Below are 16,079 nucleotides of genomic sequence, written 5' to 3'. Positions count from 1 at the left end.
GGAGTCCACACCGCCGGGCAGCCGACAGCTCATGCCGACGATGGCGATCGGCTCGTCGGCCGGGTGCGCAACTGCGGGTGCCGGTACGGACACCGCCCCATCAGTGGAGCCGAACAGCTCGGCATCGAGATGGCGGGCGAGCGCGGCCGGAGTGGGATGGTCGAAGATCAAGGTGGCCTGCAGCCGTCGTCCGGTCGCCGTGCGCAGCCTGTTGCGCAGTTCCACGGCGGACAGCGAGTCGAAGCCGAGTTCCTTGAACGGCCGCTGCGGGGTCACCGATTCCGGGCCGCCGTGGCCGAGCACGGCCGCCGCCTGCCGGCGGACCAGGTCGAGCAGAGCGTCGAGGCGTTCGTCCTCCGCCAGCCCCGCGAGACCGTCGTACCCACCGTTGCCCACCGTCTCGGCCGGGCCCGGAAGGGCGCGGGCGAGTGGAGTGCGTACGAGGCCGCGCAGCAGCGCGGGCACCGGCTCGGCGGCCGGTGAGGACGGTTCGTACCGCATCGGCACCAACAGCGTGTCGCCGGTCGCCAGGGCGGCGTCGAAGAGGGCCAGCCCCTCATCGGTGGACAGCGGGCGGACGCCGGATCGGGCAAGCCGGTCGGTGGTCAGGTGTTCGGTCAGCCCGCTGCGCTGCTCCCAGAAGCCCCAGGCCAGCGAAGTCGCGGGCAGTCCCTGTGCCCGGCGGTGTGCGGCCAGCGCGTCCAGGAAGGTGTTGGCCGCCGCGTAATTGCCCTGCCCCGGGCCGCCGAGCACCCCGGCCGCCGAGGAGAACAACACGAACTCGGCCAGGTCCCGGTCCCGGGTCAGTTCATGCAGATGCCATGCGGCGTCGGCCTTGGGGCGCAGTACCGTCCGCAGCCGCTCGGGGGTGAGTGACCCGATCACGGCGTCGTCGAGGACACCGGCCGTGTGCACCACGCCCCGCAGATTCGGTAGCGAGTCGACCAACGCGGCGGTGGCGTCCCGGTCCGACACATCGCATGCGGCCACGCGCACGCGCGCCCCGGCGGCCTCCAGCTCGGCGACCAGCTCCGGCACCTCGGGAGCGGTGTGTCCGCGACGACCGGCCAGCACCAGCTCCGTCACTCCGTGCTCGCGCACCAGGTGGCGAGCCACCAGCCCGCCCAGCGTCCCGGTGCCGCCGGTGATCAGTACGGTTCCGCCGGAGAGCGGTCGGGGGATGGTGAGGGCCAGCTTGCCGATGTGCCGCGCCTGGGAGAGCCGGCGGAAGGCGTCATCCGCCTGACGTACGTCCTGGATCCGCAGCGGCAAAGGGGCGAACACGCCCTGTTGGAACAGGGAGAGCAGTTCGGTGAGCAGTCGCTGGATCCGGTCGGGGCCGGCGTCGAGCAGTTCAAAGGCCCGGTACGACACGCCGTGGCGCGCCAGCACCTCCTCGGCGTCCCGGAGGTCGGTCCTGCCCATCTCGATCAGTCGCCCGCCGGGGCGCAGCAGTCCGAGTGAGGAGTCGAGGAGTCTGCCGGTCAGCGAGTTGAGTACGACATCCACTCCGTCCGGTGCGCCCGAGCGGAAGCGTTCCGCGAACTCCGTCGAGCGGGAGGACGCGATCCGCTGCGGGGCGACACCGTATGCGCGCACCGCATCCCATTTGGCCGGGCTCGCGGTGGCGAACACTTCGGCGCCCAGCCAGTGAGCCACCTGCACTGCCGCCATCCCGACGCCACCGGCTGCCGCGTGCACCAGCACCGACTCGCCGCCGCGCACATCGGCCAGGTCGACCAACGCGTACATCGCGGTGAGGAAGGCGATCGGGGTGGCGGCGGCCCGTGCGAAGGACCAGCCGGCCGGGATCGGGGCCACCAGCCGGTGATCGGTGATCGCCACCGGCCCGAAGGCCCCGGAGAACAGACCCATCACCCGGTCTCCCGGCGCCAGTCCGGCCACTCCGGAGCCGATCTCCAGCACCGTTCCGGCGCCTTCGCTGCCCAGCAGACCGGCCTTGTCCGGGTACATCCCCAAGGCCAGGAGGACGTCACGGAAGTTGACCCCGGCCGCGTGCATGGCCACCCGGACCTCGCCCGCGGCCAGGGGCCTGGACACCTCCGCACAGGGCGCGAGGACCAGATGCTCCAAAGTGCCCTCACCGTCGGCCTCCAGCCGCCAGGTGTCCGTTTCCGTCGGGATCGGCAACGCCGGCGAGGTGGCCCGTACCAGCCTGGGGACCAGCGCCTTCCCTGCCCGGATGGCCACCTGCGGTTCGTCGGTGGTGAGCAGTGCCGGGAGCGCGGCCCCTGCGGACGGATCCTCGGCCGCCGTGTCCACGAGCACGAAGCGGCCGGGGTTCTCGGTCTGCGCGGTGCGTATGAGGCCCCAGACCGCGGCGGCGGCGAGGCTCTCCGGATTCTCACCGGCCATGGTCGCGACCGCGCCGCGCGTCACCACGACAAGGCGGGCGTCCGCGAACCGGTCGTCCGCCAGCCACGCCTGCGCGACTTCGAGGACGCGGCTGCTGAGCGCGTACACACCCTCCGGGCCCTCCTCAGTGGCGGAAGGCGTGAACACCACCGCCCTGGCTTGGGGCTGGGCAGCAGCCGGCTCGGCCAGTTGCGCCGCGGACTCGATGACGGGGAAGTCCTCCTCGTCCGAGCCGTCGGGCGAGCCGGGCAGGGCGAGTTCGGTCCAGTCCACCCGGAACAGCGCATCGTCGTGGGCATCGCCCAGCCCGCCCTCGGACACCGGGCGCAGGACCAGAGAGTCCGCCGACAGCACCGGTGCCCCCGTGCCGTCCATGACCAGGAGCGAGATGGCGTCCGGGCCGGCCGGTGACAGCGCGACCCGCAAGGTGGTGGCACCGACGGCGTGCAGGGTGACACCGGTCCAGGCGAACGGAAGGTGCGGTCGGCCCGGTTCGGTCACGAACGCGCCCAGTCCGGCGCCGTGCAGGGCGGCGTCCAGCAGGGCGGGATGGACACCGAAGCGGCCCGCGTCGCTCACGGCCGTCTCGTCCAAGGCCACCTCGGCGAACACCTCGTCGCCGCGCCGCCATGCCGTGCGCAGCCCCTGGAAGACGGGGCCGTACGCGTAACCGCGGGTGCTCATCTCGGCGTAGACATCGGTGAGGTCGACCCGTGTGGCGCCCTCCGGCGGCCACACCGTCAGGTCCACGGTGGCCGTGTCGCCACCGGGGCTGACGCTGCCGGTGGCGTGCCGTATCCAGGCCCGGTCCCGGCCCGGCCTGGAGTACACGGTGACCGACCGGCGACCGCTCTCGTCCGGCCCGCCGACGGCCACCTGGATCTGTACGTCTCGTACGTCTCCGTGCTCGGGCAGCACGAGCGGCGCCTGCAGGGTCAGCTCGTCCAGCGTGCGGCAGTCCACGTGCAGCCCGGCTTGCACGGCCAGTTCCACGAATGCGGTGCCCGGCAGCAGCACCTTGTCCAGCACGGCGTGATCGCGCAGCCAAGAGTGAGTGGCCGTGGAGAGCGAGCCGGTCAGCACACAGCCGCCGGATTCGGGCAGGGGCACCACCGCGCTCACCAAGGGGTGATCGAGACCGACTAGGCCCGCGCCCCCGACATCGGTCGCGCCGCGCACCGGATCCAGCCAGAACCACTCATGCTGGAACGCATAGGTCGGGAGATCGACCCTCCGCGCCCCGGCCTCGGCGAACAGCGGCTGCCAGTCCACCGGCACACCCTCGGTGAACAGCCGGCCGACGGTGCTGAGGAAGTGGGCAGGGCCGCCGTCGTCGCGGCGCAGCGATCCGGTGGTGATGATGGGGGTGTCGGTGGCGTCGGCGGTGTCCTGGACGCCGATGGTCAGCACCGGATGCGGACTGGCCTCGACGAACACCGTGTGACCGAGCTCCAGCAGCCCCTCGATCGTGGACTGGAACTCCACGGTCTCGCGCAGATTCCGGTACCAATACCCCGCATCCAGCTCCGCGGTGTCCATCAGCCGCCCGGTCACCGTCGAATAGAACGGCACCCGCCCCTCGCGCGGCTCCACACCCGCCAGAGCGTCCGCCAGCTCTTCCCTGATCTCCTCCACCTGCGGGGAGTGCGAGGCGTAATCCACCGGAATCCGCTTGGCCTCCGGAAACTCCACCAACACCGCATCCAGCACCTCAACCGACCCGGACACCACCGTCGACGCCGGACCATTCACCGCCGCCACCGACAGCCCGGGGCGGTCACGGAGCCGATCGGCGGATACGGGGACGGACACCATCCCACCCCGACCCGACAAGGCCAGCAACGCCTTACTCCGCAGCACCACCACCCGCGCCCCATCCGCCAAAGTCAGACCGCCTGCCACACACGCCGCCGCGATCTCGCCCTGCGAATGGCCCACCACCGCCGACGGCACCACACCGTACGAACGCCACAACTCGGCCAGGGACACCATCACCGCCCACAACACCGGCTGCACCACATCCACCCGCCCCAGCGCCGCCTCATCCGCCAGCACATCCGACAGCGACCACTCCACCAACGGAGCCAGCGCATCCGCACACTCGCCCATCCGCCGCGCGAACACCGGCGAGGACTCCATCAACTCCAGCGCCATCCCGGCCCACTGCGACCCCTGACCCGGGAAGACAAACACCACTCCGGAGTGCGTTCGGGCCTCGCCGATCGTGGCGCTGCCACTGGCCACGGCCGCCAGCTCACGGAGGAGGTCATCGCGGTCAGCTCCGACGACCACGGCACGGTGTGGCAGAGCCGCGCGGGTCGACGCCAGCGACCAGCCGACATCCACCGGACGCAGGTCCGGCCGGTCGCCGACAAAGGCCATGAGGCGCTCGGCTTGTGCGCGGACACCGGATTCGCCGGCACCCGACACCACCCACGGCACGACCCCCGATCCGTCGCGTTCCGGCGAGAGCTCGGGTTCGGCGACCGGTTCGGGAGCCTGCTCCACAATCACATGCGCGTTGGTGCCACTCACTCCGAAGGCCGACACTCCGGCGCGGCGGGGCCGTGTGGTCTCCGGCCACGCAGCCCGCGCGCTCAGGAGCCGCACCGCGCCGGTGGACCAGTCCACATGGGGTGTCGGCTCATCGATGTGGAGGCTCTGCGGCAGCACACCGTGGCGCATCGCCATCACCATCTTGATCACACCGGCCACACCCGCCGCCGCCTGCGTATGACCAATGTTCGACTTGATCGACCCCAGCAGCAGCGGCCGCTCCGGATCCCGATCCTGACCATAGGTGGCCAACAGGGCCTGCGCCTCGATCGGATCACCCAGTGTCGTCCCCGTACCGTGCGCCTCCACCGCGTCCACATCCACCGCCGACAAACGGGCATTCGCCAACGCCTGCCGAATCACCCGCTGCTGCGACGGACCATTCGGCGCCGTCAAACCATTCGACGCACCGTCCTGGTTCACCGCCGAACCCCGCACCACCGCAAGGATCGGATGCCCATGGCGCTCGGCATCGGACAGCCGCTCCACCACCAGCATCCCGGCACCCTCGCCCCAGCCGGTGCCGTCCGCGGCCGCAGCGAACGCCTTACAGCGTCCATCGGCCGCCAGTGCGCGCTGGCGGGAGAACTCCACGAAGATACCGGCGGTCGTCATGACGCTCGCGCCACCCGCCAGGGCCAGCGAGCACTCGCCGGACCGCAGGGCCCGTACCGCCAGGTGCAGGGCCACCAGTGACGACGAACACGCCGTGTCCACGGTCAGCGCGGGGCCTTCGAGACCGAGGACGTAGGAGACCCGGCCGGACATGACCGATGCCGAGTTGCCCGTGCCCACCCGGCCCTCGAAGTCTCCCGTCTCGTCCGCCTTCAGCAAGGCCGCGTAGTCCTGGCCATTCGTCCCCGTGAACACACCGGTCTCGCTGCCCCGCAGCGTCGTGGGATCGATACCGGCCCGCTCCAGCGCCTCCCACGACACCTCGAGCAGCAGCCGCTGTTGCGGGTCCATCGCCACCGCTTCACGCGGGGAGATCCCGAAGAATCCGGCGTCGAACTCACCGGCTCCGGCGACGAACGCGGCCGCTCGGGTGGAGGAGGTGCCCCGGTGGTCGGGATCCGGGTGGAACAGGTTCGCGGTGTCCCAGCCCCGGTTCTCGGGGAACGGGCCGATGGCGTCGGAGCCGTCGGCGAGCAGCCGCCACAGATCCTCGGGAGACATCACGTCCCCCGGGAAGCGGCAGCTCATCCCCACGATCGCGATGGGCTCGTCGTCCACCGCGCCCATCGCCTGGACCGGGAGGGCCGGGGCCGAGCGGTCCTGGCCACCGTGCAGCAGTTCGCCGCGGAGGTACTCCGCCATCGCCAGCGGGGTGGGCTGGTCGTACGTCAGGGTGGCCGGCAGCCGCAGGCCGGTGGCCCGGTTGAGCCGGTTGCGCAGTTCGACCGCGGTGACCGAGTCGAAGCCGCTCTCCTGGAAGGCCCGGCCGGGGTCGATCGCGTCCGGGCCGGTGTGCCCGAGCACGACCGCGACATGGCGCCGGACCAGGTCCAGCACCGCGCGATCCCGGTCGGCATCGGCCATCCCGGCGATCCGCTCGGCGAATTCCGAGCGCTCGTGGCCCGGCTCGGCGCTCTCCTGACCGACTCCGGCGTCGATCAGCGCCCGCACCTCGGGGAGTTCGGACAGCAGCGGGCTGGGGCGGGTCGCGGTGAAGGCGACATAGTGCCGGTCCCAGTCGATCTCGGCGACCGTGACGACGGTGTCGTCCTGCTCGACGGCGCGTGCCATGGCCGCGACCGCCATCTCCGGCGCCATCTCCGGTACGCCGTGGCGGCGGGCCACCTCGCCCACCCCGCCCTCGCCCATGCCGTCGCCGGCCCACAGACCCCAGGCGATGGAGGTGGCGACCAGGCCCTCGGCCCGGCGCTGCTCGGCCAGCGTGTCCACGAAGACATGGCCGGGTGCGTAGTTGCCCTGTCCGGGTGCGCCCAGTGTGCCCGACAGCGAGGAGAAGAGGACGAAGGCGGACAGGTCCATGTCCCGGGTCAGCTCGTGCAGATGCACCGCGCCGTCGGTCTTGACGCGCAGCACTCGATGCAGTTGCTCGGTGGTGAGCGAGTTCAGGGTGCCGTCATCGAGCACCGCCGCGGTGTGCACCACCGCGGTCAGCGGTCCGACCTCGGCCAGCAGCTCGGCCAGGGCGTCCCGGTCCCCGACGTCACACGCCGCCACCGTCACCCGGGCGCCGAGCGCCTCCAGTTCTCCGGCCAGCCGCTCGGCGCCCGGCGCGGCCATGCCCCGGCGGCTGGTCAGCACCACATGTTCGGCACCCCGGCCGGCCAGCCACCGGGCGACATGGCCGCCCAACGCTCCGGTGCCGCCGGTGACCAGTACGGTGCCGCGAGGTTGCCAGGACCCGCCGCGCTCACGGGCCGGCGCATGCGCCAGCCTCCGGCCGAAGAGCCCACTCGGGCGTATCGCCACCTGATCCTCGCCCGAGGTGCCGGCCAGCACACCGGCCAGGTAGTCCTGGGTGCGCGGGTCCACACCCTCCGGCAGATCGATCAAACCACCCCAGCGCAGCGGCTGTTCCAGGGCGATCACCTTGCCGAGGCCCCAGGCCAGAGCCTGCTTTCGGCGGACGGCCTGGTCGCCTTCGCCACTGCCTTCGCCACCAGTTTTGGCATCGCTTTGGGCACCGCTATTGGCACCGCTCTGGGCATCGCCACCGACGCCGTCGCCGTAGCCGAGCGAGACGCCACGCTGGGTGAGGCACCACATCGGCGCTTCCATACCGGCGTCTCCGAGCGCCTGCGAAAGCAACAGCGTCATCGCGTATCCCTGGGGGACCGAGGGGTACGCGGGGTGCGGGCTCTCGTCCAGCGCGGTCAGCGACACCACACCGCTGATCCGGGGGGTGTCGGCCAGGACGGCGCCCAGCCGGTCGGCCAGCGCGGCACGGTCCAGTTCGGGCTCGCCGAGAACGACCATGAGGGGCTCGGCACCGTGCCGGGTCAGCGCACCGGCCACCCCGGCGACCCACTCGTGCTCGGCCTCCGCATGGGAGACCACGACCAGCCAGGTGCCGGCCGGCGACGTGGCGGGTGCGGTGAGCGGCTTCCAGCGGACCTTGTACCGCCATGAGTCGATGGTGGAGACATCACGGCGTTCGCGCCGCCACTGGGACAGGGCGGGCACCACTTCGCGCAGCGACTGCCCGTCGACGCGCAGCGCCCCGGCGAGCGACTCGAGGTCCTCACGCTCGACGGTGTCCCAGAAGTCCGTGTCGACCGTGCCGGCGGAGGTCTCGGGCGGCGTGGCGTCCAGCCAGTAGCGCTCCCGCTGGAAGGCGTACGTCGGCAGGTCCACCCGGCGGGCGCCGCGGAACAGCGGCAGCCAGTCGACCTCGACGCCATGTGCGTACGCCTCGGCCAACGCGCCGAGGAAGCGGACGAGGCCACCGTCGTCCCGGCGCAGTGAGGCCAGGACGAGTCCGCCGTCCGCGCCCGCGTCGTCGAGCGTTTCGCGCAGGCCCGTGGTCAGGACCGGGTGGGGGCTGATTTCGATGAAGGTGTGGTGGCCGCCCTCCAGCGCCGTACGGGTGACCTGCTCGAGCTCCACGGTCTCGCGCAGATTGCGATACCAGTAGTCCGCGTCCAGTTGCGCGGTGTCGATGGGCCGCCCGGTCACCGTTGAGTGGAAGGGGGTCGTTCCCGTGCGCGGCTCGATGGACGCCAGGACCTTCAGCAGTTCATCACGGATCCCGTCGATCTGGGGCGAGTGGGAGGCGTAGTCCACCGGGATCCGCTTGGCCTCGGGGAACTCCGCCAGCACCGCGTCCAGCACGTCGACCGCACCGGACACCACCGTCGACGCCGGACCATTCACCGCCGCCACCGACAATCCGGGACGGTCACGGAGCCGGTCGGCGGGCACCGGGACGGACACCATTGCGCCCCGACCCGACAAGGCGAGCAGCGCCTTGCTGCGCAACACCACCACCCGCGCGCCATCGGCCAAGGACAGGCCGCCCGCCACACACGCCGCCGCGATCTCGCCCTGCGAATGACCCACCACCGCCGACGGCACCACACCATACGAACGCCACAGCTCCGCCAGGGACACCATCACCGCCCACAACACCGGCTGCACCACATCGACGCGAGCCAGCGCTCGTTCATCCGCCAGCACATCCGACAGCGACCACTCCACCAACGGAGCCAGAGCATCGGCGCACTCGCCCATCCGCCGCGCGAACACCGGCGAGGACTCCATCAACTCCAGGGCCATCCCGGCCCACTGCGATCCCTGACCCGGGAAGACGAACACCACCGAGCGTCCCGGCTCGGCCGCGTCCGCTGCCTCCACCACGCCCGGTGCCGGTTCGTCGTGTGCCAGGGCCGTCAGCCCGGCCAGCAGTGCGGTGTGATCGCCGCCGAGCACCACCGCTCGATGTTCCAGCACCGCGCGGCTGGTGAACAGCGAAAAACCGATGTCCGCCACGCTCCCGTCAGGGTGGCTCATCAGGTGGGTGCGCAGTCGTTCGGCCTGTGCGCGAATGGCGCGCCGGTCCCGGCCCGAGATGATCCACGGGACCGCCGCGCCTGGTTCGGCGTCGTCGGGCGCCTCCGCGGCCGTCGGCATCGGCGCCTGCTCGATGATCAGGTGTGCGTTCGTTCCGCTGATGCCGAACGACGACACTCCGGCGCGGCGGGGCCGCCCGGCCTCCGGCCACGCCGTCTGTTCGCCCAGGAGCCGCACCGCGCCGGTGGACCAGTCCACATGGGGGGTGGGCTCATCGATGTGGAGGCTCTGCGGCAGCACACCGTGGCGCATCGCCATCACCATCTTGATCACACCGGCCACACCCGCCGCCGCCTGCGTATGACCAATGTTCGACTTGATCGACCCCAGCAGCAGCGGCCGCTCCGAATCCCGATCCTGACCGTAAGTGGCCAACAAAGCCTGCGCCTCGATGGGATCACCCAGTGTCGTACCGGTACCGTGCGCCTCCACCGCATCGACGTCCTGGGTGGCGAGTCCGGCGCTGGCCAGCGCCTGCCGGATCACCCGCTGCTGCGACGGACCATTCGGCGCCGTCAGCCCATTCGACGCACCGTCCTGGTTCACCGCCGAACCCCGCACCACCGCAAGGATCGGATGCCCATGGCGCCGGGCGTCCGACAGCCGCTCCACCAGGAGCATGCCAATGCCTTCTGCGAAGCCGGTGCCGTCCGCCGCTCCCGCGAACGCCTTGCAGGTGCCGTCCGGTGCGAGCCCGCGCTGACGGGAGAATTCCACGAAGACGGTGGGGGTGGACATCACCGTCACACCACCGGCCAGCGCGAGCGAGCACTCACCGAGGCGCAGCGCCTGTATGGCGAGGTGTAGTGCCACCAGCGACGACGAGCAGGCCGTGTCCACGGTGACCGCCGGGCCTTCCAAGCCGAAGGTGTAGGCCACTCGGCCCGAGGCGACGCCGGCCGCCGCGCCCGTGCCCAGATATCCCTCGACGCCGTCCGGAGTGGTCGACAGGCGGGTGAGGTAGTCGTGGTGCATCACGCCGGTGAACACACCGATGCGCTCGCCCTTGACGGAGGTGGCGGGGATACCCGCGCGCTCGAACACCTCCCATGATGTCTCCAGGAGCAGCCGCTGCTGCGGGTCCATGGCCGCGGCCTCGCGCGGCGAGATGCCGAAGAACCCGGCGTCGAACTCGGCCGCGTCGTAGACGAATCCACCGCTGCGGGCATACGACGTGCCGGGGCGATCCGGGTCCGGATCGTAGAGACCGTCCAGGTCCCAGCCGCGGTCGGTCGGCAGGACCGATATCGCGTCGCCGCCCGAGCGCACCAGGTCCCACAGCGCTTCCGGTGAGGTGATCCCACCGGGGTAGCGGCAGCTCATTCCGACGATCACGATCGGATCGTCGGCGACAAGGGAACCCCCGGTCGGCGTGGCGACGGCGCCGCTGTCCGTGCCGAGGACTTCGGCCAGCAGGTGCTCGGCGAGCGCACGCGGTGTCGGATAGTCGAAGACGGCGGTGGCGGGTAGCCGTACGCCGGTGGCCGCGCTGATCCGGTTGCGCAGTTCCACCGCGGTCAGCGAGTCGAAGCCGATTTCCTGGAAGGTCCGCGCGGTGTCGACCGATTCCGTGGACGCGTGGCGCAGCACCGCCGCGATGTGATTGCGCACGAGGTCGAGTACGGCCTGATCCCACTCGGCGCGGTCCACGGCGGCCAGCCGGTGTCCGAGCGCGGACGCCGAGTCAGGAGCGTCGACCGCCTGGGCAGCGCGCCGGATTTGGGGGCGGACCAGGTCGCGCAGGACGGCGGGCAGGTTGTCGACACCTGCCCATGCCTGCGGGTCCAGCGGTGCGGCCAGCACCATCGCCTCATCGGCGGCGAGCGCGGCGTCGAACAGTTCCAGTGCCTGAGAGGTGGGCATCGGCACCGCGTGGGAACGTGCCAGATCGTCGACCGACAGGTGTTCGGTCTGCTCGCTGCGTTCCTCCCAGAACCCCCAAGCGATGGACACCCCCGGCAGCCCTCGCGCCCGCCGATGCGCGGCCAACGCATCCAAAAACCCATTCGCCGCCGCATAACTCCCCTGACCCGCATTCCCCAACACACCCGCCGCCGACGAGAACAACACAAACGCCGACAGATCCAACCCACACGTCACCTCATGCAAATACCAAGCCCCAACGCCTTCGGCCCCAACACCCCAACCAACCGCTCCCCATCCAAAGAACCAACCACACCGTCATCCACCACACCCGCCGCATGCACCACCACCCGCAAACCCTCAATCGACCCCACCAAATCCACCACCGCACCCCGATCCCCCACATCACACGCCACCACCCGCACCCGCGCACCCAACCCCTCCAACTCCCCAACCAAACCCCCAACACCCGGCGCACCCCAACCCCGACGACTCACCAACACCACCTCACCCACCCCATACACCGACACCAAATGACGCGCCACCACACCACCCAACAACCCCGTACCACCCGTCACCAACGCCACACCACCACCCACACCCGAAACCACACCACCAGCCGCACCACCACCACCCACACCCGAAACCACACCACCAGCCGCACCACCACCACCCACACTCACACCCACCAACCGCGGCACCCACACCCGACCCCACGCACCGCAACCTCCGACTCCCCCAGCCCCACCACATCCGGAACCACACCCCCAACACCACCAACCCCAACCCCCTCCACACCCTCATCAACACCCACATCCACCAGCACAAACCGCCCCGGATGCTCCGACTGCGCCGACCGCACCAACCCCCACACCGCACCACCACCCACATCCTCCACACCCTCACCACCCACCGACACCGCACCCCGCGTCACCACCACCAACCGCGAACCCCCAAACCGCTCATCCCCCACCCACAACCGCAAAACCTCCAACACACCCACCACATCAACCCCCGACAACACCACACACCCCGGCACCACCCCACCCACAACAACCTCACCCCACTCCACAAACGACCCCACCCCACACACACCCACATCCACCCACTCCACCCGATACAACGCATCGGTCCCGTTCCCCCGCCCGTCGTGCAGCTGCTGAGCGGAGACTGGCCGCAGGGCCAGGGAGCGTGCCGACAGGACGGGCGCACCGGTGACGTCCGTGGCCCGAAGGGCGATCGCGTCGCGGCCGGCCGGGGTCAGGGTGACGCGCAGGACCGTCGCACCGACCGCGTGCAACGTGACGCCACTCCAGGAGAACGGCACATAAGCCTGGTCGTCGTCGGTGACGAAGTCGCCGAATCGCACCCCGTGGAGCGCGGCGTCGAGCAGCGCGGGATGGACCGCGCACCGGGCCGCGTCCCCCCGAGCCTCCTGAGGGACGGCCACCTCGACGAAGACCTCGTCTCCCCGCCGCCAGGCATCCCGCAGCCCCTGGAACACCGGCCCATACGCATACCCCCGCTCCGCCAACGCCCCATAAACCCCCTCCACCCCAACCCGCTCCGCACCCACCGGCGGCCACACCTCCACAACCGACACCTCACCATCCGCCACCCCCACCACACCCACCGCATGCCGAACCCACTCACCCTCCCGACACGAAAACACCGACACCGAACGGCGACCCCCCTCACCAGCACCACCCACCGAAACCTGAACCTCCACCTCACCCCGCTCCGGAAGCACCAACGGCCCCTCCAACGTCAACTCCTCAACCACCCCACACCCCAACCGCAACCCCGCCTGCAACACCAACTCCACAAACCCCGTCCCCGGCAGCAGCACCACACCGGAGAGGGCATGATCAGCCAGCCAGGAGTGGCTGGCCAGGGACAGCCGACCGGTCAGCAGGCAGCCGCCGGACTCGGGCAGTGCGACCGTGGCCCCGAGGAGGGGGTGGTCGAGCGCGCCCAGTCCCAGCGCGGAGGCGTCACCGTGGCCGGGCCGCGGTGTCAGCCAGTAACGCTCCCGCTGGAACGGGTAGGTCGGCAGTTCCACCCGTCGCGCCTCGCCGAAGGCCGCGGGCCAGTCCACCCGTACGCCCTGCACATGCAGCCGCGCCATGGCCGAGAAGAACTGGGCGAGCCCGCCCTGGCCACGGCGCAGCGAGCCGGTGACCACCACGGCCTCGCCGGAGGCGTCCGCCGTGTCCTGGATGCCCATGGTCAGGGCGGGGTGGGTGCTCGATTCCACGAAGACGCGGTGGCCGTCGGAGAACAGGGCCTGGAGAGCGCCCAGGAAGTCGATGGGCTTGCGGGCGTTCCAGAACCAGTAGTCCGCGTCGAGTTCGGTGGTGTCCAGGAGTCCGCCGGTCACCGTGGAGTAGAACGGAACCGTGGACTGGCGGGGCGCCACGTCGGCCAGCAGGGTGAGCAGCCGTTCGCGCAGCGGTTCCACCTGAGGGCCGTGGGAGGCCACGGTGGCGGGCACGACGCGGGCGCGTACGCCGTCCGCCTCACATGCGGCCACGAACTCCTGGAGACTGTGCGGGTCGCCGGCCACCGTGGCCGCCGCGGGCCCGTTCACCCCGGCCACCGCGAGGCGTTCGCCCCACGGCTCGATCCGGGTGGCCAGTTGCTCCGCCGGCAGGGCGACCGAGGCGATCGCGCCGTTGCCCACCAGCGTTTCGGCGAACAGGCGGCTGCGCAACACCACGACCTTGGCCGCGTCCTCCAGCGACAGCGCCCCGGCCACACAGGCGGCGGCGATCTCGCCCTGGGAGTGGCCGACCACGGCGGAGGGAGTGATCCCGTAGGAAGCCCACAGCTCGGCGAGGGACACCATCACGGTGAACAGAACGGGCTGGACGACCTCGATGAGGTCGAGCGAGGGCGCACCGGGCGCGGATCGCACCACGTCCTCGATGGACCAGTCGAGATGCGTCTCCAGTGCACGGGCGCACTGGGCGAACCGGCGGGCGAAGGCCGGGGAGGAGTCCAGCAGTTCCACGGCCATTCCGGCCCACTGCGAGCCCTGTCCCGGAAAGACGAACACCACGCCGGTGTCGGGACCGGCCACTCCCTCCACCGCGTTCGGGGCCGGCTCTCCGGCGGCCACCGCGGCAAGGCCGTTCAGCAGTTCCTGCGGGGTGGCTCCGATCACCACCGCGCGGTGCGACAGCGCCGAGCGGGTGGTGGCAAGGGTCCATCCGAGGTCGCTGGGGTCCGCTTCGGTCGCCACGGTGGCGAGCCGGGCCGCGAACGCGCGCAGACCGCTCTCGCCCTGGCCCGAGAGCACCCAGGGCACCGCCACCGGTTCGGTCCGAGGCGGATCGGTGTGCACGGCCTCCGGTGCCTGCTCCAGGATCGCGTGGGCGTTGGTGCCACTCACGCCGAAGGCGGAGACTCCCGCCCTGCGCGGCCGGTCGTTCTCCGGCCAGGCAGTGCGCTCCGTGAGCACGCGCACCGCTCCTGCGGACCAGTCCACATGCGGGGTCGGCTCGTCCACGTGCAGGGTGCGCGGCAGCACACCGTGCCGCATGGCGAGCACCATCTTGATGACCCCGGCGACACCCGCGGCGGCCTGGGTGTGGCCCAGGTTCGACTTGACCGATCCGAGCCACAACGGCTGGTCCCGATCCTGACCGTAGGTGTCCAGCAGGGCCTGTGCCTCGATCGGGTCCCCGAGCCTGGTGCCGGTGCCGTGCGCCTCCACCACGTCGACATCGCCCGTGGACAGCTGGGCGTCGGACAGTGCCGCGCGGATGACCCGGCGCTGGGAGGGCCCGTTGGGCGCGGTCAGCCCGTTCGACGCGCCGTCCTGGTTGGCGGCGGTGCCACGCACCACCGCCAGCACCGGGTGTCCGTGCCGTTCGGCGTCGGACAGCCGCTCCACCAGCAGCATCCCGGCGCCCTCGCCCCAGCCGGTGCCGTCCGCGCCCGCCGCGAACGCCTTGGACCGGCCGTCCGGCGCCAGCCCGCCCTGTTTGGACAGCTCGACGAAGGTGTTGGTCGTCGTCATCACCGTGACGCCGCCCGCCAGCGCCAGCTCGCACTCCCCGTTGCGCAGCGCCCGGACGGCCAGATGCAGGGCGATCAGAGAGGAGGAGCACGCGGTGTCCACGGTGACCGTGGGCCCTTCGAGACCGAAGGCGTAGGCCACCCGTCCCGAGAGGACGCTGGCCGCGCTGCCGGTGCCGAGGTGGCCTTGCACATCGTCCCGCGCCGCGCTGAGCAGCGTCGCGTAGTCCTGGCCGTTGGTACCGATGAACACCCCGGTCAGACTGCCTCGCACGGCGTCACGGTTGACGCCGGCCCGCTCGAACGCCTCCCAGGAGGTCTCCAGCATCAGCCGCTGCTGCGGGTCCATCGCGATGGCCTCTCGGGGGGATATCCCGAAAAGCCCCGCGTCGAAATCGGCGATGCCGTGGAGGAATCCGCCGTAGCGGGTGATCGACTTCCCGGCCCCGCCCTCGGGGTCGTAGAGACCCTCGGTGTCCCAGCCACGGTCGACCGGGAATTCCGACACCGCGTCGCCACCGTCGCGCACCAGGTCCCACAACGCCTCCGGCGTTGCGATGCCACCGGGGAAACGGCAGCTCATGCCGATGATCGCAATGGGCTCGTGGCTCTTCGCCTCGATGTCCTGCAGGCGCTGGCGGGTCTGTCGCAGATCCTTCGTGACCTCTTTGAGGTAATGACGAAGTTTCTCTTCATTCTCCACAGGACGGCCCTCTCAA

At 71.0% G+C, this 16,079-nt stretch carries 1 protein-coding gene and 2 pseudogenes; all 3 read right to left on the bottom strand.

Annotated features, from left to right (window positions below):
* Positions 1–186: 186 nt before the first annotated feature.
* A pseudogene (locus tag BLV72_RS49065) lies at positions 187–11,070 on the bottom strand (SDR family NAD(P)-dependent oxidoreductase); the annotation flags it as partial.
* A gap of 387 nt (positions 11,071–11,457) precedes the next feature.
* Positions 11,458–11,867 (bottom strand): annotated as a pseudogene (locus BLV72_RS52300) (KR domain-containing protein); the annotation flags it as partial.
* A gap of 149 nt (positions 11,868–12,016) precedes the next feature.
* A complete protein-coding gene (locus tag BLV72_RS48470; protein ID WP_093469250.1) occupies positions 12,017–16,063 on the bottom strand; it encodes a type I polyketide synthase in 4,047 nt (1,348 codons plus the stop codon).
* Between the last annotated feature and the right edge of the window lie 16 nt (positions 16,064–16,079).

The organism is Streptomyces melanosporofaciens (assembly GCF_900105695.1).
Taxonomy (GTDB): domain Bacteria; phylum Actinomycetota; class Actinomycetes; order Streptomycetales; family Streptomycetaceae; genus Streptomyces; species Streptomyces antimycoticus.
The sequence above is the reverse complement of the archived record's forward strand: the minus strand, read 5'-3'. Positions and strand labels throughout refer to the sequence as shown.